The 23,369-nt window shown below is 38.8% G+C and carries 20 protein-coding genes; 10 read left to right on the plus strand and 10 right to left on the minus strand.

Going from position 1 to position 23,369, the window contains the following annotated elements:
- The first annotated feature begins 2 nt into the window (after nt 1–2).
- The 6 genes from FFJ24_RS19050 (at nt 3) to FFJ24_RS19075 (ending at nt 5,777) form a co-directional block, all read left to right on the plus strand.
- Nucleotides 3–713, plus strand: coding sequence for a DUF4198 domain-containing protein (locus tag FFJ24_RS19050; RefSeq protein ID WP_138818766.1), 711 nt, complete (start codon nt 3–5; stop codon nt 711–713).
- A 75-nt stretch (nt 714–788) separates the two neighbouring features.
- Entirely contained in the window at nt 789–1,991 is a 1,203-nt protein-coding gene (locus FFJ24_RS19055) for a PepSY domain-containing protein (protein WP_138818767.1), read from the plus strand.
- Between the two features lie 23 nt (nt 1,992–2,014).
- The gene (locus FFJ24_RS19060; protein ID WP_138818768.1) at nt 2,015–2,953 is read left to right on the plus strand and encodes a DUF6607 family protein; all 939 of its coding nucleotides are present in this window, start codon (nt 2,015–2,017) and stop codon (nt 2,951–2,953) included.
- A gap of 222 nt (nt 2,954–3,175) precedes the next feature.
- Nucleotides 3,176–3,358 carry a hypothetical protein gene (locus tag FFJ24_RS19065; RefSeq protein WP_121287516.1) on the plus strand — a complete coding sequence of 61 codons (183 nt, stop codon included), beginning with the start codon at nt 3,176–3,178 and terminating at the stop codon, nt 3,356–3,358.
- Between the two features lie 27 nt (nt 3,359–3,385).
- Nucleotides 3,386–4,525, plus strand: coding sequence for a M28 family metallopeptidase (locus tag FFJ24_RS19070; RefSeq protein ID WP_138818769.1), 1,140 nt, complete (start codon nt 3,386–3,388; stop codon nt 4,523–4,525).
- A 175-nt stretch (nt 4,526–4,700) separates the two neighbouring features.
- Nucleotides 4,701–5,777 carry a DUF5694 domain-containing protein gene (locus tag FFJ24_RS19075; protein WP_138818770.1) on the plus strand — a complete coding sequence of 359 codons (1,077 nt, stop codon included), beginning with the start codon at nt 4,701–4,703 and terminating at the stop codon, nt 5,775–5,777.
- 156 nt (nt 5,778–5,933) lie between these two features.
- Here FFJ24_RS19075 and FFJ24_RS19080 read toward each other — a convergent pair whose 3' ends face one another.
- From FFJ24_RS19080 to FFJ24_RS19090, 3 genes are all read right to left on the minus strand, one after another.
- Nucleotides 5,934–6,620 carry a bifunctional 2-polyprenyl-6-hydroxyphenol methylase/3-demethylubiquinol 3-O-methyltransferase UbiG gene (locus FFJ24_RS19080; RefSeq protein ID WP_138818771.1) on the minus strand — a complete coding sequence of 229 codons (687 nt, stop codon included), beginning with the start codon at nt 6,618–6,620 and terminating at the stop codon, nt 5,934–5,936.
- A gap of 156 nt (nt 6,621–6,776) precedes the next feature.
- The gene (locus FFJ24_RS19085) at nt 6,777–8,177 is read right to left on the minus strand and encodes an MBL fold metallo-hydrolase RNA specificity domain-containing protein (RefSeq protein ID WP_138818772.1); all 1,401 of its coding nucleotides are present in this window, start codon (nt 8,175–8,177) and stop codon (nt 6,777–6,779) included.
- A 63-nt stretch (nt 8,178–8,240) separates the two neighbouring features.
- Nucleotides 8,241–8,468: a YtxH domain-containing protein gene (locus FFJ24_RS19090; protein ID WP_138818773.1), complete on the minus strand. Its 228-nt coding sequence runs from the start codon at nt 8,466–8,468 to the stop codon at nt 8,241–8,243.
- Nucleotides 8,469–8,547: 79 nt separating this feature from the next.
- Between FFJ24_RS19090 and FFJ24_RS19095 the strand changes: the two genes are divergently transcribed.
- Nucleotides 8,548–9,174 (plus strand): HAD family hydrolase, encoded by a 627-nt coding sequence (locus tag FFJ24_RS19095; protein ID WP_168202508.1) that lies wholly within the window; start codon nt 8,548–8,550, stop codon nt 9,172–9,174.
- A 297-nt stretch (nt 9,175–9,471) separates the two neighbouring features.
- Here FFJ24_RS19095 and FFJ24_RS19100 read toward each other — a convergent pair whose 3' ends face one another.
- Nucleotides 9,472–11,085: a DUF6600 domain-containing protein gene (locus tag FFJ24_RS19100; RefSeq protein ID WP_210419395.1), complete on the minus strand. Its 1,614-nt coding sequence runs from the start codon at nt 11,083–11,085 to the stop codon at nt 9,472–9,474.
- A gap of 278 nt (nt 11,086–11,363) precedes the next feature.
- On the opposite strand from FFJ24_RS19100, the gene FFJ24_RS19105 reads away from it, so the two are divergent.
- Nucleotides 11,364–12,065 (plus strand): SAM-dependent methyltransferase, encoded by a 702-nt coding sequence (locus tag FFJ24_RS19105; protein WP_138818775.1) that lies wholly within the window; start codon nt 11,364–11,366, stop codon nt 12,063–12,065.
- A gap of 256 nt (nt 12,066–12,321) precedes the next feature.
- Entirely contained in the window at nt 12,322–12,501 is a 180-nt protein-coding gene (locus FFJ24_RS19110) for a hypothetical protein (protein WP_090765130.1), read from the plus strand.
- Between the two features lie 328 nt (nt 12,502–12,829).
- On the opposite strand, the gene FFJ24_RS19115 is transcribed toward FFJ24_RS19110, so the two are convergent.
- Both FFJ24_RS19115 and FFJ24_RS19120 read right to left on the minus strand, forming a co-directional pair.
- Nucleotides 12,830–13,354 (minus strand): DinB family protein, encoded by a 525-nt coding sequence (locus FFJ24_RS19115; protein WP_138818776.1) that lies wholly within the window; start codon nt 13,352–13,354, stop codon nt 12,830–12,832.
- 160 nt (nt 13,355–13,514) lie between these two features.
- Nucleotides 13,515–13,832, minus strand: coding sequence for a hypothetical protein (locus tag FFJ24_RS19120; protein WP_138818777.1), 318 nt, complete (start codon nt 13,830–13,832; stop codon nt 13,515–13,517).
- Between the two features lie 305 nt (nt 13,833–14,137).
- Here FFJ24_RS19120 and FFJ24_RS19125 point away from each other — a divergent pair, with 305 nt between their 5' ends.
- On the plus strand, nt 14,138–14,899 hold the full coding sequence (locus tag FFJ24_RS19125) for a M57 family metalloprotease (protein WP_138818778.1): 762 nt from the start codon (nt 14,138–14,140) through the stop codon (nt 14,897–14,899).
- An 86-nt stretch (nt 14,900–14,985) separates the two neighbouring features.
- Here the strand turns inward: FFJ24_RS19125 and FFJ24_RS19130 are convergent, their stop codons facing one another.
- From FFJ24_RS19130 to porV, 4 genes are all read right to left on the minus strand, one after another.
- Nucleotides 14,986–15,657 (minus strand): NAD-dependent epimerase/dehydratase family protein, encoded by a 672-nt coding sequence (locus FFJ24_RS19130; protein WP_138818779.1) that lies wholly within the window; start codon nt 15,655–15,657, stop codon nt 14,986–14,988.
- A 90-nt stretch (nt 15,658–15,747) separates the two neighbouring features.
- Nucleotides 15,748–17,883 (minus strand): S9 family peptidase, encoded by a 2,136-nt coding sequence (locus tag FFJ24_RS19135; RefSeq protein WP_246862656.1) that lies wholly within the window; start codon nt 17,881–17,883, stop codon nt 15,748–15,750.
- A gap of 183 nt (nt 17,884–18,066) precedes the next feature.
- Nucleotides 18,067–20,691 (minus strand): phosphoenolpyruvate synthase, encoded by a 2,625-nt coding sequence (gene ppsA, locus FFJ24_RS19140; protein WP_138818780.1) that lies wholly within the window; start codon nt 20,689–20,691, stop codon nt 18,067–18,069.
- A gap of 1,226 nt (nt 20,692–21,917) precedes the next feature.
- Nucleotides 21,918–23,114 carry a type IX secretion system outer membrane channel protein PorV gene (gene porV, locus FFJ24_RS19145; RefSeq protein ID WP_138818781.1) on the minus strand — a complete coding sequence of 399 codons (1,197 nt, stop codon included), beginning with the start codon at nt 23,112–23,114 and terminating at the stop codon, nt 21,918–21,920.
- Nucleotides 23,115–23,369: the final 255 nt, after the last annotated feature.

A 23,369-nucleotide genomic window follows, 5' to 3' on the forward strand; every position in this document is an offset into this window, starting at 1 on the left:
ACATGAAAACTAAAATCTCATTATTAGCATTATTCCTTGCCTTTAGCATTTCGAACGTATTTGCACATGCGTTATGGATAGAAACAGCCTCAACAGGCAAAAAAGGACAGCCGCAGGATGTAAAAGTTTTTTTTGGAGAATATGAAAGCAACGAGCCTGATACCGCAGCAAAATGGTTCAGCAACCTGAAAGATTTCAAATTGGTTTTAACGGCACCTAATGGTACCACAAAGGTGTTAACAACTTCGCCGGATGTACTTTTTTACAAAGCTAGTTTTATACCAGATCAGGACGGAACTTATAAAGTTTCTGTGGTACACGAGGTGGCTGCAGTTTACGAGAAAGCAAAAATTGAATATTATGCTTTTGCCGATGTTGCTGTTGGTAACTTAAAAATAAACAAGGCATTTCCTGCCGATGCGGCTTTAACCATCAGGCCCGATAAACACAGTTTAAAAGTTGGTGAAACGGCAGTTCATGAGGTTATTTATAACAAAATACCTTTCGCAAACCAAAAATTAACCGTTGTTGGTCCTGATAAAAAAGGCCAGACTACCGAAACTGATGCACAGGGTAAATTTACCTTCAAACCGGTTGAAAAAGGGAATTACTTTCTTGAAGCTTTTACCGAAGATAAAACACCGGGCAAACTGAACGGACAGGATTACGAAAAAACCTGGCATTTGGTAACCTACACTACCGAAGTTAAATAACCGGTTAACTCCAAACTTTTCAACCCATTGGCAGACAGAAAACTGTCAATGGGTTCTTTTATTAAATAAAGCTTAATGTCGCCAACAAAACCTGTACAGAAAAAAACGAATAAATCGCAGATAAGAAGAATCAGCGATTGGCTGCACTTGTGGTTGGGTATCGCATCTGGCCTGATCGTATTGATGTTAGGCGTTACCGGATGTATGTATGTTTTTCAAAAGGAAATTACTGAGCTGATCCATCGCAAGGCATATTTTGTTGATGTTCCATCAAATCCTAAAACCTTGCCACTAAGTTTACTGCAAACTAATGCCGAAAAAGCTTTGGGAAATAAAAAGAAAATTGGCTTTATTTCTACTTATAGGATGCCTGAAAGGGCATGGGAATTTAGTACCTATAAAGCAGGTAATCCTAAAGCTTTCTGGTACTTCGATTCAGTTGATTATTATGACCTGGTACTGGTAAACCCATATACCGGAAAAGTAACCCTGGTAGCAGATTATAAATATGAGTTTTTTTCGGTGGTTAAAATGATCCATTGGAGTTTACTGATCAATCATCCCATTGCTCAACAGCTTATTGGTTGGTCTACTTTTATTTTTGTATTCCTGCTCATTTCAGGCATGGTGATGTGGTGGCCGAAAAATCTCAAAAAATCGAACTTCGATAAGAGTTTTAAAGTTAAGTGGAAGGCAAAATTTAAACGCATCAACTATGATATGCACAATGTATTAGGTTTTTATGTGATGATCATTTGCCTGATGCTGGCCCTAACTGGCCTAGTCTGGGCCTTTCAATGGTTCCAGCAAACAGTGTATGTAGTGGCAGCAGGAACCACTGCCCCACCAAAAGTGGTAGAAATAAAATCCGACTCAACAAAAACCATTAAAGCTGTTCCATTCGATATTGCTTTTGATCAGGCTAAAAATATTTTTAAAAACGAAGACCGTATTGGTGTGTCGCCAGCGGGAGGCGGTACAGCAACCATTAATGCCACAGGTTACCGTGGTGAAGAAACTTACTGGGATTATGATATTTTACAGTTCGATCAGTACTCGGGCAAGTTATTACATAGAACAAACCAATCAGAAAAAAACGGAGGTGAAACTTTAATTGGCATGAACTACGATATACACGTAGGCGCTATTTTAGGTCTTCCCGGAAAAATCATGGCATTTTTTGCAAGCCTTATTGCAGCAAGTTTGCCCATCACCGGCTTTATTATCTGGTTGGGAAAAGGAAAAAAGAAAAAAAATCCCGCAAAGGCGGAAAAATAAGCACACCCTAATTCATAATAAACATGAAATTTTTAAACCTAATTTTAGTATTAACCGGTTTAATTACCCTTAATACAAGCGCACAAACAAAAGTAGATTCGCCGGAAGAAAAATTGGAAAAAGACAGAAAGGCCATTAAATCTTTAGCCGGTTTTTATGAAGTGAATTTTAACTATGGTGAGGTTACCGCACCAGACCCTAATTACAAATTCAGCAAACCTTACGAAAGCCATGGCAATGAATGGGCCGAAATTATTGTAGATGAGCCTAAAAGAATTGTGATACAACACATGTTGGCCATTAACGATACTACGGTTATTAAACACTGGCGCCAGGACTGGACTTATGAAGATACCGACATTATGCTTTATACCGAAGGTAATGCATGGAAAAAAGGTAATTTAACCCCGGCTGATGTAAAAGGTAAATGGACCCAAAAAGTGTATCAGGTTGATGATAGTCCACGTTATCAGGGTTACGGAACCTGGAGCCATGTTGGCGGTCACGATTCATGGCAAAGCGAAACCGATTCTCCACTTCCAAGAAGAGAATCGACCGTTCGTAAAGATTACAATGTATTAAACCGCGGCAGCAGAATAACCATTACCAAAGATGGCTGGATGTTTGAGCAGGACAATAAAAAGATTGTACGCTCTGCCAGTGGCGATAAACTTTTAGCTATTGAGAAAGGTTATGAGGAATTTACCAAAATAGATCCTAAAACTTTTGCCAATGCTCAAAAATGGTGGGCAAGCCAAAAATCTTACTGGGCTGATGTTCGTGGCGTTTGGGCCGATATTATCGGATCGCAAAACACCTTCAAAGTACAAACCATGGCAAATGGCAAATTGCTTTACGAAACACTTTTTAGCTTGGGCGATCAATCTATTAAAGAAAAATGGTCAGCAAGCCAGAACAAAGAAAAAATTAAAACCGCTTTACAGCCTTATCTGGTAAAATAAAAAAGATTAATTTTATAAGTAATGGTTGGTGATTAATGGCAGGAGCTGTTAAACATCGACCATTTTTTTATGCCTAAACATCTCAGGTTTTAAAAAACATGAAAGGTTTGAAAGACTTGAGAGGTTAGTCTAGATTTTGCCAACAGGTTTTACCTATAAAGACTGAAGGCTTGTGAAAATCTCAATTATGCGCTATATTAGCAAATATCTAATGTTAATCTCATGAACTTTTTTAAAAACTATTTTCTGGCCGCTGGCATTGTCTGGACATTATGTGCATTGTCAATTCTATTTTTAAATTTTAACTTTCAGGCAAAGGAAATTACCATAACACTTATTATTCCGCTTTCGTATGCTATTTTCAGGTTATTTGATCAACCAAAACAATTACCCAAAACAGAGTAATACCTCAATACGATTCAATATTTTGATATGAGATTTTTTTTCTTAATTGCATTTTTTCTCTTTTCAAAGTACGTTTTTGCACAGGATTCTACCTACACCAGAAATATAATCAACACCCTTACTTCAAAAGAATTTTGGGGCAGGGGTTATACCAGGAACGGGATGAAAAAATCTGCAGATTATCTCGTAGCGGCTTATCAAAAAATTGGGCTGTTACCAATGGGTACAGCATATAAACAGCCTTTTAATTTTCCTGTAAATACATTCCCGGGAAAAATGATGGTGGCCATCAACGGACAGAAACTTATTCCTGGCAAAGATTTCATTGTAAACAATGAGAGTCCGGGCATTAAACAAAAAGCCAATTTAACACAAATTGATAGCCTTAACTATCAAGCTACACCTTCATTAATTATTTCACTAAAAGATAAACTTACCTGGTCCGTAGCTACAGAAGTTGGAGAAGTAACTACCATTCAGCTCAATAAAAACAACTTTACTACAATACCAAAAGAAATCAATGTTGACATTGAAAACAAATTCATTCCAAAATTTGAGGCCGCTAACGTTTGCGGTTTAGTTAAGGGCACTAAGTATCCAGACTCACTTTTAATCATTACCGCACATTACGATCATTTGGGTGGTATGGGGGCTGATACCTTTTTCCCTGGAGCAAATGATAACGCGGCTGGTGTGGCTACCCTATTAAGTTTAGCCAAATATTATGCCGCCAATCCCCAACCCTTTTCTATTGGTTTTATCTGTTTTGCCGGCGAAGAAGCTGGATTGTTGGGGTCAGGATATTTTGTAGAAAATCCTTTGGTTCCCTTAAGTAATATAAAATTCCTCCTCAACCTCGATCTGGTTGGAACAGGTGAAGTCGGAATGACCGTGGTTAATGCATCTGTCTACCCCAAAGCATTTGCTATGCTCAACGCCATTAACAATAAAAATCAATATATCTCTAAAATAAACTCAAGAGGTAAAGCAGCCAATAGCGATCATTATTTCTTTACCGAAAAGGGTGTACCTGCATTTTTTATCTACACCCAGGGTGGCCCATCAGCCTATCATGACATATTCGACAAACCCGAAACCTTGCCCCTTACGGAGTACAAAGATCTATTTAAATTGATCGTTGGCTTTAATCAAAAACTGATGGAATAGCTTCTTTTTTAGGACGAAAGCTGTAAATCTCTATTCAAACACTTAATTCTGAATGCTCAATACTCAAATTCCCTTTTTCTGCAATTGGGATAATATTATAAACCCTTGGGATAATTAAATTTAGCAGTAATGCTTGTATACTCATCTTTGAATCAACAAAAACGAAACAAAAATTATGAGAACTATACAAAAACTTAGTCTTGCATTATTACTGCTAATGGCATTTACAATTAAATTGAATGCTCAAAATCAAATCGAAATTGTTATAGTTGGCTCTGCCCATGACAATTCAAAATCGACAATAAATTTTCAGGCAATAATTGATAAACTTAAAAACTTTAAGCCCGATATGGTTTTTGGTGAGTACCTGCCCCAAGGTGATTATGCCAAACTGGAAGAAAGTAACTGGGCAAAAGAATTGTTTAAAAAAGAATATGATTATCTGGAAAAATTAAACCCGGAATCTCCGAAAAATATTGAAGTACAAATTAAAAAAGACCAAAAAGCACTCGCCAAATTCGCCTACTACCATAAAACAAGAATGAATTTAGCCGTTAATTATGCTAAAAACTGGGACCGGGGCAATACCGATTATCAAATTTTTGTACTCGAAAATTACATGAAAAAAAGCTTCGGCAAAGAAGAACAATTAACCTACACAAAGATGTTTGGTGGTATAGATTCGTTAAAAAAGATAGGTTTATACAGACCAGGAAGCGAATACAGCAAAATCTATTTCCCCCTCATTTATCAATTAAAACAAGATCGGATTTACAATATGGATTGCCAAACCTATGATAAACCATGGAGTGAAGCCTGGGGCAAAACGGATTCTTTATATAAAATTTTAACAAGCAAAGCGAAAGCCGATAACACTTCACAGGAAGCCGCTACCATTAAAGCCATAGAAAAATATTGGTCTTACAATGAAGATGAAGCGAAAATTTTCAACGCTGATCCGTATGCCGGTATGAACACCGCAAAATATGGTGTTTTAGATGAAGCCTGGAATTTTTATGGTGGCCGTCATTTTTATGGCTATGCTGGTTTTCCTACTGAAACAGTAAAAGAAATGATCGCACAATGGACTTTAAGAAACGAAGGCATGTGTAAAAACATCGTCGAACAGGCAAAGGCGAAAAAAGCAAATAGGGTTGTAGTAGGTGTTGGTGCTTCGCACCGGAAATGGATGGAAGAAATTTTAGCCAAAAATCCATCTGTTAAAATAGTCAGCTATAACGATCTTCATTAATACATTACGTGCTCTAAATTAAGCCTCATTGCATTGCAGTGGGGCTTATTAAGCTAACTCACCTAGTCTCACTTTGCATTGCTCATATTTGTATCTAACGAACTTATGGGCCTGCTCATTTAAAACACGATTTCGAAAAGCTTTACGACTTTTAAATTATTGCGCTAAAGTCAATTTGACCAAATACTGATCTTCTCCATCATCAAAAATTAGTTCAGCATCCCATCCTGTTTCCTTTGCAGTATGTTTGATAGTTTCTTCATCTATATAAATCCAGTTGAACCAGTTGCCTTTTTCACCTTTATATTCATACTGGTAAGATACCTCGCCATAATATTGGTTTTGCGGTTTCGGCATATCTTCATATAAATAAGTGATATCCGACGAATCGAAAATTACCTGTCCCTTTGGATTGATGAGGTCCTTTAATTTGATCAGGAAATTTTTAAACCCAGCTAAAGTTCCGGTAAGGCCGATACCGTTCATGAGCATGATGATGGTATCGAATTTCTCCTGATAGGTAAAAATATCCTGCACAAATGCTTTTTTTACACCGCGATCTTTCATAATATTTACCGCTGCTTCAGAAATATCAATCGCGGTAACATCCATATTAAATGCCTGTAGAAGTAAAGCATGACTGCCTACACCGGCACCAATATCTAACACCTTACCACTACATAAATGCAAAGCATGGAGTTCTAAAACAGGCATTTCTTCTTCATCTCGAAAGAAGAATTCTAAAGGCATTTCTTCTGGCTCACCATACGAATTGTGTAGCCAAAGCGTATCAGCTTCGCCTGTTCTGTAAATATCTGTTAACGCTTTACCAAAAACATCCATGAGGCAAAGATAGGGAAAATGGAAAGATGTATGAGGGAAGATGGGAAATGGAATGACATGATAATCATCCTGAGGCAAAAATTAAGTTGTCATGCTGAGGTACGAAGCATCTGCAACCGATGAAACAGATGCTTCGTACTTCTGCATGAGAAATGATTACTCCAACTCAAACACCTGATGGTATTCTGGTATGGCTACATGTTTAAAACCGTTATCTTTTAATCTAGTGGCAAAATGCTGTTGTACCTCGTACTCTCCATGAACCAGAAACAATTGTTTTACTTTCGCCGGATCCTGGCAAGATAAAAAGTGCAGTAAATCTTCATAATCGCCATGTGCACTCATCGATTTAATCGATTGTACTTCGGCTTTCACTTCATATTCATCACGAAAAATTTCAACTACTTTTTGTCCGGCAATTAACCTGCCACCAAGTGAATTTGGCTCACAATACCCCACCATTAAAATGGTATTTTTCTGGTTACTGATATTATTACGGATATGGTGTTTTACGCGACCAGCCTCAGCCATACCGGATGCCGAAATAATCACACATGGCCTTGGATCTTCATTTAAAGCTTTCGATTCTTCTACACTCTCAATAAAACGCAGCCCCTTAAATCCGAACACATCATGATCTATCTTTAAGGTTTCTTTAACTCCATTATTATACACTTCTGGGTGATTCTTAAGGATTTCGGTCGCTTTTGACGATAACGGACTATCTATATAATAAGGCACATCAGGTAATTTTCCTTTTAACTCCAATCCATTTAAGGCATAAAGCAGTTCCTGTGTACGGCCTACGGCGAATGCCGGAATAATTACTTTACCTTTTTTTACTTTGCAGGTATTGTTAATGATCTCCAACAGCATGTTTTCGATCGGATCAAGGTCTTTGTGCAGTGAATCGCCGTAAGTAGATTCCATTAGAATATAATCGGCCTGATCAAACTGCTGGGGATTTTTTAAAAGCAGATCACCATAGCGGCCAACATCGCCAGAAAAGGTAATCCGTGTTGGTTTGCCATCTTCGGTAATCGTAAGGTGGGTGGCAGCACTGCCCAAAATATGACCGGCATCGGTAAATTTCAAGCGTATTCCCGGTTCAATTTCAAAATCTTCTTCATACTCCACGACCTTCATCAGACTAAGTGTTTTGATAACATCTTCTTCTGTATAAAGCGCTTCTTCCATTTCTTCGCCGTGACTAATGTGCCGGTTTGCATATTCAGCGTCCTGCATCTGGATTTTGGCAGAATCCATCATCAGTATGCGGGCAAGGTCCATAGTGGCCGAGGTACAGAAAATTTTGCCTTCAAAACCTTCCGCAACCAGTTTGGGCAATAAACCGCAATGATCAATATGGGCGTGTGATAGAACGAGGTAGGAAACTTTTTTAGCGTCGAAACCAAAGTAATCGTTTAATTTATCAGTAACATGTCCCATTCCCTGGAATAAGCCACAATCTAATAATATCTGGGTACCGTTTTTTAATGTAATAAGGTGCTTACTCCCCGTAACCGTACGGGCAGCACCATGAAAAGCAATATTCATCAAGATGTTGGTTAGAAAATATATAGAATAAAAATGCCGGATTTATCCGGCACTTCCAATTCTTTAAGCATTTATTTCTGCTACTTTATCTTTAACCTTGTCTGCAACACTTGTGGCTTTATCTGCCAGGTTTGCTAATTTATCTTTCGAAGCATCTAAAAGATCAGCAAAGAAATCTGATACTTTATTTTTCAGATCGCTGGTAGAATCTGATGATAATGCCAATGCGATGGTTGCACCAAGTGCTGCTCCGGCTAATACGCCTACTATAATTTTTGTCTCTTTTTTCATGATCTTAGTGATTTACTTATTAAACATATTTAACCCACAGGTGTTTTTATTTTTTTCATCTTGCAAAAACCAATCCACAATGAAGCGCATATTTTTTATAGACCTGGACAATACCATTTATTTTACCAAACCGAACGAGGAACAGTTGATGGGCGAATTATACCGTTTTTTAGAAAGCATGGATTTAGGGATCAGCAAAGAAAATTTTCAACTTGCCAAGCAGGAAATGTTAAAAACGCCTTTTATAAAAGTGGCTAAAAAATATGGTTTTAAGGAAGAAGTAATGCCCGAAGTGATTTCATATCTCCAAAACAGAGAAGTAACCAGGCCTTTAAAACCGAGCGACGATTATCATCATATCAAAAGCCTGACCGGCCGGAAATTTATTGTAACTGCAGGTTTTCCAAAACAACAGCAATCAAAAGTAAAAATGTTGGGCATTGCCGACGATTTTGAAGAAGTACATGTCGTGGATGTTTCAGTTAACAACAAGAAGGACGTTTTTGAACAGCTGATCAATCAGCATGATTTAAACAGAGATGATATTTTAATTATAGGCGATGATGCCGAATCGGAAATTAAATTCGGATTGGAACTGGGGATCAGCACTTTTTTACTTGATCCTGAAAACCTGCATCCAAATGCCGAAAGCACTTTTAGAGGGAATAATTTGAGTAATTTGCATGCAGCAGCGGGACAAGCTTAGTTACGTCATTTCGTGCGAAGTGCAGCGTAGCCGAGAACCCGAAGCCTCTGTGAAGCAAAATCTAAATATCGAAACTAAACTTATATAGATCCCTCTATTCCGCCTTACTCTAAGGATGATGATCGCAATTAAAACTTAAAGTTCTAAGTTGACTCAGGTAGTCAACATAAAATAAGATGGTTAAAAACCAGATGTTACTAAAAAAGTTTCTAATTGTCATACCACCTAATTCACCTAAGCACACCTTAGAAAAGCTCATCAATAAAAAAGTTCCGACTTTCATCGGAACTTTTCATTTTATCCTCTGCCACCTCTTGATGGTCTTCCACTTTCACCGCCACCTCTTTGTTGTTGAGGCGGAGCTTCTCTTCTTTGTTCCTGTCTCTGTTGCTGCTGTTGAGCTCTTTGTTGTTGAGCCTGAGCATCACGTTGTGCACGCTCTTGTTGCTGTTGTTGCGCTTGCTGGGCACGTTGCTGTTGTGCCTGTTCATTACGTTGTTGTTGAGCCTGTGCATCGCGTTGGGCTCTTTCTTGTTGTTGCTGCTGGGCTTGTTGCGCACGCTGTTGTTGCATTTGCTCATTGCGTTGTTGCTGAACTTGAGCATCACGTTGAGTCCTTTCCTGCTGTTGCTGCTGTACTTGTTGTGCACGTTGCTGTTGCATCTGTTCGTTACGTTGTGCCCTTTGTTGCTCCATTTGAACACGTCGCTGATCATCCTGACCGCGTTGCTGTGGCTGCATATCACGTTGTGTACGTTGTTGATCTGCACTCAGACGGCCCTGATCACGTTGCTGTCTCATCTGCTCTAAACGTTGCTGATCCTGACCACGGTTTGCATTATGCTGTCTGTTTCCATTATCGATACCGTTGCTACCTCCACGGCTAACACGTCCGTTTGCATCCCTGTTATAAGCCTCGCCCCTGTTACTAGGCTGATTATTATCTCTGCCTACAGTACTATTATTTCTATCTGGTTGTGTAGAAGTGCGGTTATCTCTTGATCCAAAACGGTTATCGTTATTACCTGGATTTCCACCTCTTTGATCGCGGTTGGTATACCCTTCGTTTCTTCCGCCTCTGCTAATACCAGCATTACCTTGTTCAAATCTTCTTGGTGCAGCATTACGATTATCTACTGCATTACGTTCAGGTCTTGGTCTGTAAATAGAAACCTCTCTACCACCAACCCTGCTTGCACCAGGTCTTGAACTTTGTGCATAACGATAAACCGTTACGTCTCTATTGGTTGCACGCCTGATATCTTCAATCCTTGGTCCGCCATAATAAGTTCTTCTGTTATATACATAAGTATTATTGATGATGGTGGTGTTGCGGATGTAAACATTATTGCGACCGTAGTCATATCTTGGGAAAGTATTGATATAAATATTGCGCTGTGGAATAAAGTTCCAACAGAATTCTGGTACTGCATAACGGCGGCCAAAGCTTAAATTAATACTGATGCTTGGTGCCATAGGTGCCCATCCGTAATAACCGTCGCCACTTCTCCAATCTACCCAGGCTGGTCCCCAATTGGTATCTGGTAACCAGATCCACTGCCTGTAACTGTTAATTACCCAACGGCCATAGTGGAAAGGTGCCCAGCCCCAATCGTAATTAGAAACCCAGGTATTACCGTATTCGGTCATCGCCCAACGCCCGTTTGTATAATACGGACGGAAATCACTTTGATCTACATCCGGACGCCAGACATATCCATACTGGGGATCCTGTATCCAGGTACCATAAGGCGAAAGTTCATCGTAAAAAGTCTGTAAAGAGATATTGCCAGTACTGTAACCATCATTCTGGTAATCGTTTTGATAGTCTTGTGCCCTGACAAGGGTGGTGGTTCCGGCAAGGAGCGCAAAGAGCCCCAGCACAAGTGCCGTAGATTTCAGTGTTTTCATTTGTGTGTTTATTTTAATAACCTAATGTGTGTGTATCAATTAGAGAACCAAAATTACAGAAGGTTTAATATGCATGCATAGTTTTAGCGTTTTCCTTCAAATATTGTATTTCAGGGCATATTTAACTAATATTTAACGTTTTAAGTGAAGTTTAATTGTGCAGAAAATTAGTCAGTTAGAAATAAAATTTGCTACACCTTTCCTTATAAAAGAGATTATATTGTGAGTACTGCAAACTTTAGAACTTAAATTCTATTTATTGTAAGTATTTTTGTACCATGCAAAAAGGCACTTTATACCTTATTCCCGTACCATTGGCAGAAGAGGTAGCACACAAAACGTTTACTCCTTATTTGGTTGATACCATTAACCAGATTGATACTTACATTGTAGAAAACAGTAAAACAGCCCGTCGCTTTTTAAAAGAGGCAGGTTTAAAAACCCCTCAGAAAGATTTGATCGTACACGATTATGGCAAACATAACCGCACCGATTTAGGTCAGTTTTTTGTGGAGCTTAATGCTGGTAAAGATGTAGGCTTGATGAGCGAAGCAGGTTGCCCTGGTATCGCCGATCCTGGAGCAGATATTGTGGCCGAAGCGCATAAACGTGGTATTAAAGTGGTTCCATTGGTAGGGCCAAGCTCAATTTTACTGGCCTTAATGGCATCGGGTTTTAACGGCCAAAGTTTCGCCTTTTGGGGATATTTACCTATCGACAAGGAGCAGCGAACCAAAAGAATTAAAGATTTAGATTTATCGGCCAGCCGCTACAAACAAACACAGATATTCATCGAAACACCTTTTCGCAATAACCAGCTTTTTGAAGAAGTGCTGAAAAGCTGTAAGCCTAATACACAGGTTTGTGTAGCCAGCAACCTTACCGCAGCAGATGAATTTATTAAAACCCAAAGTGTTTACAATTGGCGAAAAGAGGAAATAGACCTGCATAAACAGCCAACTATATTTTTGTTGTACTAAATTGTTCATTGGTTCAGTATCCATTCGTTCATTGGTGATTGACATTGGCCAAATATGCCTTTCAAATTGTCGTCATCTCGACTGAAGCGTAGCGAAATGGAGAGATCTATTCTTCTTAGATTTCTTGGCAGCAATGTATTCTGTTCGAAATGACAACTAATCGAAGTCCAATAACTCAAAAAAATCAAAACATATCCAGTCCCACATTGGTTGTTAATGTAGCGCTCTGCAATATTATTCACTAAATTTTACAGTTATGAAAAATACGGGCACACCAAAAAACAACCCCACAGTTCAAGGCAGTTCAATCGCCGATCGGGCAAATCATGATGTTAAAACGGATAAAAAAATCCAGGGCATTACCAATGGCGGCGGACAACGATCTGATCAGACTTCGAACAAGGACAATCAAAGGAAGTACGACAATAAGAAATAATAAAAAAGGTGATGGTCTTGCAAGATCATCACCTTTTTATTAATTATAAATTCCTAATCCATGGGATGTCCAGGATAATAGCCCTCTGTAGCAATGATATATATTGCATCTTCTGCTGACGGAAGTTTAGGCATGGCAAACTCCATATGCCATCGCTGCTTATACCTTGTTTTGAGTATAGGAAACTTTATATTTTTACTGATCGATAACAGGAGCCATCGCAAATCCTATCGGCGCATAATTGCCGGCAAAAAGGGTTATAGTCCCCGGCATTAAATCCATAGTGTTTTTATTTATGTTTAATATTCCTAAATAAAACAAAATGATCTTATTTCGCCATTATGTTATAGAAATTATAATCCGTCATTGGTGCACCGGTAATTCCTAAATTATGGCATATTGTAATGATCTGACCACGGTGGTAGGTACTGTGGTTGAAAACATGCAGTACATATTCAAAATTCTGAAAATCGGAGGTAAACCATGGACTTTGAATTTCTGTTTTTTCATTAAATTTATGTTCGCTTATCGCAGTAACATAAACAGCAAGGTTTTCTGACTGTTTTAATAATGAACTAAAAATCTCTGCCAAACTTTTGTATTCCCTAAATTCAAATTCAGTTTTGGCGAGGATGGAATACCAGTATTCTTGTGTTTGTAAAATATGAGCAAGGGTTAATTTTACACTTTTAAAACTTGATAGCACTTCTTGCTCCAATAAATTTTCCGGATGTTTTTTCAACCAGTTTATCAGGGTTAAGTTTGCCCAGAAATTATAGTTTGCATAATTTTTCATTAAATACACAAGGGAAGTTTCTTCCATTGTTTCTGCGAATAATTGTTCCTGTACCATGTTCTTCTTTGTTTTATTTATACAAAGAAAATACAGCCCACTGACAACCCTATGGCAGTTTAAAAACTCATCCGAAAATATTTTTTACCGGCTAAATTTCCTGCAATAAAGGATATATGCTTTAAAAGAATACGCTAACCGACTACACGCAATACCAATCTTATCTAATCACCCTGTCAGGAGAAAAGGCAATAAAATATTCAGATCCGGTTTCGATACTAACATTAAGATTGGGTACATTAACTTTGGGCTGCTCTTTAAGCTGCGATAATACACTAGCAGTAAAATCGTGTATCTTTTTGGGATCTACATGAAAAGAAACTGTAGGAAAGAAATCGTGCTCTATCGCGGCCTTTCCCTGCTTACTTACCTGGCTAAACGTCCACGATTCTGTGGCCCGAAAACCATTTTCGTTGTTAGCATTATTTAAATGGTATAAAAATACTTTCGCCTGTAAGGCTATACTCTCATTTTGCATACTATAAAATTTGGGCCTTTTTGGCGATAATTTGGTAAGGTAAGAAGAATTAACTGGTAGTACCCTTTTTTTAATTGATAAACAATATGGATTAACCCTGTTTTTATTTAAAAGCAATTATTTAGCATAGATATTATCGGAAAAACAGATTTGCGTAAATTTTAAAATACAAATTAGGCTTTTAAACACTACAAAGCACGTTAACTAAGTTTTCGTGTAAAATTTTCCTACAGCCAAAAAATAATGTAACACGTTCTGTTACATTTGCTAATCAGCTCTTAACGGACTAACTAAACTTAAACCCTATGAAAAAAAATCTAAAACAAATCGCCATCGTTGCATTGGTTGTATTGGTAATTGCAGCCTGTAAAAAAAATCAAGAATCATCAACCATCGAACCACAAGAAACGGTAAAAAATGCAGACAAAGTTTTGCAGTATATTAAAGACCTGGGCTTCCCTTCAACAAGTATTGTTGATAATGGAAATGAATTTATCGTTGAAGAAGATATTACCTTCCCTAAAAACATGGAAATTCCGGCTTATGGTGCTGGCGTTAAAACTGAGCAGTATTATACCGGAAGCATTGTAAACAGCACTAAAAAGCTAAACATTAGAATTTTTGTAGATCCGTCTATGACTTCTATGAGCAGCGAGATCAATAGTGCAATTGCGCAATGGAATGGTGTGCCAAATTCAACTTTACGCTTCAGCGTTGTAACTACTGCCCCTTACGACATCCTGATCAAAAATGAGAATTTAGGAAATGGTGTTTGTGGCCAGGGGCAATTCCCTTCGGGAGGAAGCGCAGGCGCTTTGGTTAAAATCAATAAAAATTACATTGCAGGTAACTCTTTTGCACAACGCGCCAGGACTATTTGCCATGAGTTTGGACATTGTATTTCTTTCAGACATACCAACTGGGCTGCTCAAGGCGAATCTACTGCTACAAATGTTCCTGGCGTTACCGGAACAGATGCCCTATCACTTATGAATGGTGGCCAATGCGGATCAGGCGCCACAGTATTATCACAAAAAGATAAAGATGCGACTGCTGTACTATATTAAAATTTGCTAAAAAACTAAACAAACCTAAACTAGTTTTAAAGAGCTGATCATTAAGAAGCCCGGGAGCTCATTGTAGCACCCGGGCTTTATTCTTTTGATAAGGCAATAATGTCTCTTCCCTCCAAAATCCGTCTTTCGTCATTATGGCTCAAGGTATTGATCATTGCCTGTCCCAGTTCAGCCATGGTACAGAAACCACTTGCGTAAACCGCCCTACCAATCGGAAATAACCAGTTGATGTATTGATAGAATTGATGTGCATATTTTTGCCCTGGCAAAGGCTTGATAAAACCCGGACGGAAATTAAAAACCTGTTCGAAAGGTAATTTTGTTAAATCGCTTTCCGTTTTGCCTTTTACCTGTGCCCATTTCAAACGGCTATGCTCATTAGTTCCCCCACCAGAAACATAACAAAAAGTCATATCATTATTGAGTTTGCTCAATGTCTGTGCAACATGCATAGTGAGTGTGTAGGTCATTTTATAATAGGTTTCCTGATCAGCACCTACTGAAGTAATGCCTAAACAAAAGAAACAGGCATTATAGCCCGATAACTCACTTTCAATCGCTGAGAAATCAAAAAAATCAGCATGAATAATCTCTTTCAGCTTTGGATGGCTATAACCACAAGGTTTGCGGTTAATCACTAAAACGCTATTAATTTCGGGACTGTTTAAACATTGCATCAATACGCCTTCGCCAACCATTCCCGTAGCACCTGTTATAATAACGTTATTTTGATCTCTGGTTTTTCCCATGATTAATGATTTACAAATTAAACCGCTAAAAAGTGGCATTGTTTAGCATAATATACAAAAAGAGCAAACTGTTAATTTGCTCTTATCATACTATCTTGCTGTTGGGGCTTTCATCTGGTAATCTTTAGGCGGTTCTGCCCCCAAAAGATTTTGTACAAAGTAATCCCAACGGCGGCGCATCATATAAGGTGAATAAGCACCATAACCATGCGCACTGTTTGGAAAAATTACAAGGTCGAAAGATTTATTTGCTTTTTCCAGTGCCTCTACTACCAGTAGCGTATTGTATGGCGGTACGTTATCATCCATCATACCATGTACCAACATCAATTTTCCCTTCAGGTTTTTAGCATAGTTCTGGTTGGCTTGCGCTTCATAATCCGAATTTTCGACCAAACCATTGTAACGCTCGCCCCAATCATCTTCGTAGTTTCTATTGTCATGGTTACCTGATTCGGAAATTCCTACTTTAAAGAAATCCGGGTAACGAAACATCGCAGTAGCAGTGGCAAAACCTCCGCCCGAATGGCCCCAGATACCTACTTTTGTTGTATCGATGGGATATTTTGCAGAAAGCTGTCTGATGGCTGCAATCTGATCAGGTAAGGTGTTCTCTGCCATGTTACCGTAGCTCATGTCGTGGAAACTTTTAGAACGATCTGGGTTACTGGTACCTTCTATTACCACAACGATAAAACCCAGCTCGGCCAGGGCCTGGTTATCGCCACGCGAAGCTGCAAATGCCCAGCTGCCTACACTACCACCCTGTGGGCCTGGATAAATATAATCGATAACGGGATATTTTTGGTTAGCATCCATTTTTGTTGGTGTAAAAACCAGACCATAGATATCAGTTTTACCATCTTTAGCTTTCACTGAAACAGAAGTAGGTGCTTTCCAACCTGTAGCGGTTAATCTCGAAACATCAGTTTTTTCTAAAGTGTTGATCAGTTTTCCGTCAATGCTTCTTAGCACTGTTATTGCGGGTATATCAGGTTGCGAATAACTATCTACAAAATAGTTGAAAGATGGAGAAAATACTATCTGGTGATTACCAGCTTCTGGCGTTAAAAGGGTTAAATTTTTTCCGTCGAAACCAATTTTATACAGGTAACTGAAATAAGGATTACCTTTTTCGCGTCCATTGGCAAAGAAATATAATGTTCTTGTTTTTTCATCAACTTTAACCAAACGCGAAACCACAAAATCACCTTTGGTGATCTGTTTTTTCAATTTCCCATTACCGGAATCGTATAAATACAAATGTCCCCAGTTATCTCTTTCCGAATACCAGATAATTTCTTTTGAGGCAGGAAGATAGCGCCAGTTAATGGCACCCTGGCCAGATTCGTACTGTGTTTTTACCGTTTCTTCGAAAACTTCCCTCACCGCACCGGTTGTTGCATTGGCAATACGGAATTTTTCGTTTTTATGATCGCGTGAGGTAGATACAAAGGCTACTTCCGAGCCATCAGCTTTCCAATCGATATCATCAAAAGTACCGCTGCTTGATATATCATCACTCAAAGTTGCACGATGCGGATCGGCAGGAATGTTAAGCGAAATTACTTTTGGATTTTCTACATCAATGATCACCCTTCTGATGGTCGCGATCTCTTTATCACCAGGCAAAGGATATTTCCATGCTTTTAATACCGGCGCACCCACATTAGTGGTTACGAGGTACATATCTTTTGAATTTCTTTGGTCTTGTTGAAAAGTGGCTATCTTTTTAGAATCAGGCGACCATCTCAAAATTGGCGCATCGCTATGTTTCCATCCCGCATTATCAGTGGCATAACCATAATCTTTAATGCCATCAGTGGTGAGCTGTGTTAATTTGCCAGAGGCCACATCTTTCACAAAAAGATTATAATCTTTAATTAAAATGGCTTTTTTTCCATCAGGTGATACTACCTCGTTGCGGCCACCAATGCCTCGCGATGACATTTCGCCACCTTTATAATCAGTAGTAGGTATTTTTGTTCTCTTTGCAGGATCTACCAGAAAAGTCTGTTCAGAACCATTGGTTTTTATGCTGTACCAAAATTTATCTTCTTTTAGCCAGTTCGGCTGCACGTTGGCATGGTCGATATACTTTGCGGTGTTGTAACTCATAAAACTTTCCGCTCTTTCGTAGTCGCTAACGGTTAAAGCTTTTTGCTGAGCATTTGCTGTTATGGCTAAAGTACAAGCCGTTACAGTAAGCCAATATTTATTCATCATGTTAGTTAATCTTGCGATAAAAATAATACTGTTTTGGCAAATGATTGGTATTAATCGTGATACAAAATGATTGGCTTATTTTTAACCATAAGAGCGCAGAGAGAAGGCGAAAGGCACGCAAAGCCAGTCATCTATCTTCACGCATTAACTTTCGACATCGAACTTCGGACTAAATCTTATCGTTTACCAACTTTCCAGTATCTCTACATAACCATCTGTTCCATTCACTCTGATACGTTGTCCGTCTTTGATCAGTTTAGTCGCGTTTTCCACCCCCACTACTGCTGGCAAGCCATATTCTCTTGCAATTACAGCCCCATGCGTCATTAATCCACCAACCTCGGTAATCAGGCCCTTTATAGAAACGAACAATGGCGTCCAACTAGGATCGGTAAATGGGGTAACGAGTATATCTCCGTCCTCCAGATTCGCATCTTTCATGTTTAAGATGACCCGAGCCCGCCCTTCAATCACGCCGGAGGAAACAGCTAAACCTATAATGGCTTCGTCAGGAAGGTTTTCGCGTTTGTATTTACCCCTTATAATTTCTCCATTGGATGTAATTACCCTGGGTGGAATTAATTTTTCGTCCCGTTTAAATACTTCTTTTCTTTTATTTACAAGTTGAATATCTAATTTATTGGCGCTTACCGCTTCATGTAATTCATGAAAGGTGAGATAATAAATATCTTCTCTCTCATTAATTACTTCGGCTTTTAAGAGCTGTTCGCCTTCTTTCATTAAGGCCTGTTTATAAATGAAGAAACGGTTAACGATTCCGTATTTTGGATACTCGCGATAACCAGCAAAATTCCGGAGCAGGCTAATCATTTGTTTTGTTTCCCTTACTTTTTGTTCGCCCTCCCGCAATAACGCCAATTTATCCAATAATTCATTCTCCTTTTTTAAAGCTTCCTGTTGCCCCTGCTCAAATTTCCGTTTGCTGGCATTGGGCTCAAAATTTTTGATATTACTAAGGATCAAGGGAATGAGTATTAATGGTTTTTCGCTCCAACGTGTATTTGTAATATCAATCTCTCCGGCGCACCGCATTCCATATTTTCCGAGATAAGCATAAATAGCTTCCTGAGCTTCCTCTCCGCCATCGAACTGAATCAGTTTATCTAAAAAATCATCCTCCTTTGCCTCTTGTAAGTAATCAATTACCTCGGGATAAGGGCGAATTATATCTGCAACATCCAATAGTGCCAGGCCCATTTCTGAAGTGATATTGTTTGGTGCCGACTGAGACAGTATGTCTGCGGGATTTTTTTCACCCAGCCATTCTTCCATCTTTTCATTGAGCCATGATGAAGCATTCATCGCGGCTATAATCACCCCCATATGTTGCGAATCAAATATCATCTTCTTTGACTGCTCAATATCTTCCAGAATAAAATCAAATAACGCTGGTCCTGATTTCGTTTGGATATTTCGCTTTAGTGTCTCTACTGATGTCTGATTATGTTTAATCAGGTCAGCAACAATAGTGGGGTCGTTTCCTATTTGTGCCAAAATAGCTGCAGCCGACAAGCCCTTAGTGCTTTTAACCAGCACCGGGCCGTTTCCATCATCTGGTAACGGTTTTATGAAATCACCCCGTTCTGTAATGTTGATCAATGCATCTTTTATGAGCGGATCATGTTGGCTCATCGCATCTAATAAACTTTCTCTACCAACTGGTGTAGCCAAATTATCCGTTACATCAACAAACAACCTTCCGCCAGCACCAAACATAGGTCTGGCCGCTCTTAATTGCCATAATGATAGTCCTAATGGTTTCATGGCATCTGTCATCATTTGCTGATGCCCCACAGATATAAACACACGATTTTCAGCATCATTTGTTTCAGGGATGGGATATAATGTGGTAATTGGCCTGCTCTGTACCATATAAAATGTATCGTTGAACAAACACCATTCGATATCCTGTGGCTGGCCGAAATGTTCTTCGATTTTTCGGCCCAATTGCTCCAGCTGTAAAATCTGTTCGTCTGTTAGCACTTGCTTATTTTGCACTTCTGCCGAAAGCGCCTGAGATTCAGTACCTCCATCTTTTAAAGCATAAATGGCCAGTTTCTTGGCTGATATTTTTTTATGGATAATCCTGCCATTGCAAACCTGATAATGATCAGCATTAACCAGGCCTGAAACCAGTGTCTCACCCAGCCCAAAACTGGCATCAATAGATAATATTTTCCGATTTCCAGAAACAGGATCTGCTGTAAATAAAATTCCTGCTGCCTGCGGAAAAACCATTTTCTGCACAACGACAGACAATTGAACTTTTCGGTGATCAAACCCATTCTGAATGCGGTAAATTACAGCTCTATCCGTAAATAACGATGCCCAGCATTTGCTGATATGCTTAAGGACGTTTGTTTTACCGATGATATTCAAATAAGTATCCAGTTGCCCTGCAGAAGATGCCATTGGTAAGTCTTCTGCGGTCGAACTCGATCTGATAGCAAAAGCCTCCTGTTCGTTAAAATTAATAAGATAACTTTCAATCTCTTCCGTTACATCATCAGGAATGCATACATTTTCGATAAGTTTACGTATTTCTGCACTCGTTATACCAACCGACTCCAGATCTACTGTTTTAAACTGACTCAATTCATCCAATAAATCAGTAAGCTGCTCATTGTTTGCTGTTATTTTTTTATAAGCTTTGGTTGTTATACAAAAGCCATCGGGTACTTGTATCCCTTCAATTCTTGATAGTTCGCCAAGATTTGCACCCTTACTCCCTACGCCTGAAATATCAGACCTGTCGATTTCCTGAAAACCAATCGCGTATGTACTCATTTATTTTATTGTTCTTATCTGGTAGAGTTTTGTTCTTCCTTCGTATTTAAAAAACAATTAAACCTTGTTTATCAATACTTTAAACTCAATTTAAAAGGAAGTAAAAAGCCAAAAATATAAGCTATAAAATGCGGAAACAACCTTTTTAACCTATATTTTTCAAAACGCAATAATGCTTGCGGGATCTGCGTTATCCTTACAACGAATGGGTTACAAAAAGTCGTTTTAGAGTAGTGTTTTGACCAAAAAAGACTCAACTTATTTGTAGTGCCTCTTTCATTTAAGACAGTGCCTTAGTGAAAAATCCGGAAAACAAAAAACCCGACTATCATCGGGCTTTGTTTTTGCTGTCGGGCTGAACGGGCTACAATCGAACCCCTAGTGCCTCTTTTATTATTATTAAACGATCAAAATATAAAAAAAGTAATTGAAAATGAGGTAATTAAAAAAGAGACTCAATTTGCTATGCAAAAAAACCTAAAGAATCCACCTTTAAAAAAAAGGAAAAATAGAGGTCCGAAAATTTAATTTTTTCTACGAAAAAATAGTGAGCGGGATTCTATCGAACTCTTAGCTTACTATAAATCTATTTAATCTGTGATAACATGATAAATTATGACGTCGAATTGGTTTGGCAACTGTAAGTATCCCACCACTGCTTCCATTGTTCATTTGGCAGGACATTTCCATTTAGTCTGTAAACTCGATTCAGCTCCCGGCAAATACACCGCATTAATGCGTTCGTAGCGCGATCAATTTCCTGCTGCGAAAAGGCTTTTTCAGATGCGAGAGCCTCATTATAGTCGCTCCAGCAAGTCCTCAGACGATTACTAAAAAGAGTTATTGTGTCAGCAGGAATTATATCTAAAAGGTCAGTAACCTCTTCTTGCAGTTCTTTATTGTTAAATATAACGAGAATAAAGGTTGGCAGAAGACGCCATTTGGCACTTATTATAAAATCGAACCGGCAACCAATCTTCATATAGAAGTAATGACATTTAGAAAATTGCTTGATTTTTCTATAAATCGTCATAATCCATTTTTTGATAAGTTGTTTACTAAAATCGGTTGACAAAAAAAGCATAATGCTTTTGATGGATGCATAAGTATCCTGAAAGCTTCTATAATTTTACTTTCTGATTTAGACTAATTTATCAGAATAGTTTTTAAATGAACTTATCAAGATTGAATTGCTGAGAAGTAATTTTAAAAATCGGTTTGGCGACTTAATTTACTTTTGAATATTTGGTCGCTCTTCTTTTATCAAAAGAGAACTGCAGTCCAAACCGAAGCGTATTTGCAAGGGGATTGCTATTTATAGAACCGGCAAGATAGGAGAAATCAATAGATAGGACATTATACTTCAAGCCTGCCCCAAGGGTAAGGTAATTGTTGTTCCCTTTATTTGGATTCTGATAATTATAGCCTGCTCGTACAGCAAACCTTTCCTTGAACGAGAACTCTAGTCCTGTGGAAATCCCCACCTCTTGCAACTCTTCTCTCAGTCCTCCTGGAGCGTCAGCAAAAGAGCCGAAGATACCAGACGGTACCGATCGGTCAGGATAGCTCCCATTTACAATGTTACCATCCGCATCATAAACAGGTTGGGTGGGAACAAGCAATTTATTCAGGTCCAGCGCTATGATCAATTTGCTTTCCTCTCCCACCAACGTAGCGGCTGTCCCAATTTTTAAATTAGCTGGGAGAAAATATGGATTGTCCCCAATGTTATACGAAATTTTGGTGCCGATATTCGATATATTCAAGCCGGCAGACCAGATTACAGGACCACCCAGAAAATAACCATCTTTTTTGTAAAGCCCGGAAACGTCTACCGCGACGGCTTTCCCAGTTCCGCTCTGACCTTCGGAATTAAATTGCGCACTATAGAGATTGCTATAGATAAACCGCAAACTTCCTCCAAGCGAAAAATCTGGTCCGAAACTCCGTGCGTAGCTTAAATCAGCAGCAAATTCATTTGGATTAAATATCCCCAGATCCTGTTGGTTATTGTCAATAAATTTTACGTCGCCGATAGAAAAGTATCTCAGTGAAGCCGCTATCGTATTTCTTTCATCGATTCTGTAATAACCACTCAAATAGGAAAGGCTCATCCCTTGTGTCAGGTTTTTTAGCCATGGGCTATAGGTAACAGAAAATCCGTAGCTGCCGTCTTTTAGGTACGCCATTGATGCCATATTTAAGGAAGGAGCATTTGCGTCTGCTTCGACGGCGACTCCCGCATTGCCCATGCCGCCGCTTCTTGCCTGCGGAGTGATCAATAGGAATGGCACAGAGGTTAGAATATTGCTGGCGCGGCTACCGTCTATCGTAATCTTCTCCACAGACTGGGCACAAACAGTATTCCAGTCCATAAGGACAAGCAAAAAAAAACATAAAAAAATATTTCTCCCATTTTTCATAAAGATCAGAAAAGTAAAAACAAGTCTATTCATGGCAACTTAAAACATAAATACCGTATCCATTCCTATAATTTTACAGCTGGGATAAATTCCGGGTTAATCCACTACACTATTCTTATTTAGAAAATCAATGCACCTGAGCCTTTCTGAAATTTAGAAAAAGCTTCCTTCGCTGCTTTAAAATTATTGTTCCGATTCAAAACTCAAACAACAGTCGCTTTAAAGCTTATGATTGTTTTGTGCATCAGCCGTACT

The organism is Pedobacter sp. KBS0701, assembly GCF_005938645.2.
GTDB lineage: Bacteria > Bacteroidota > Bacteroidia > Sphingobacteriales > Sphingobacteriaceae > Pedobacter.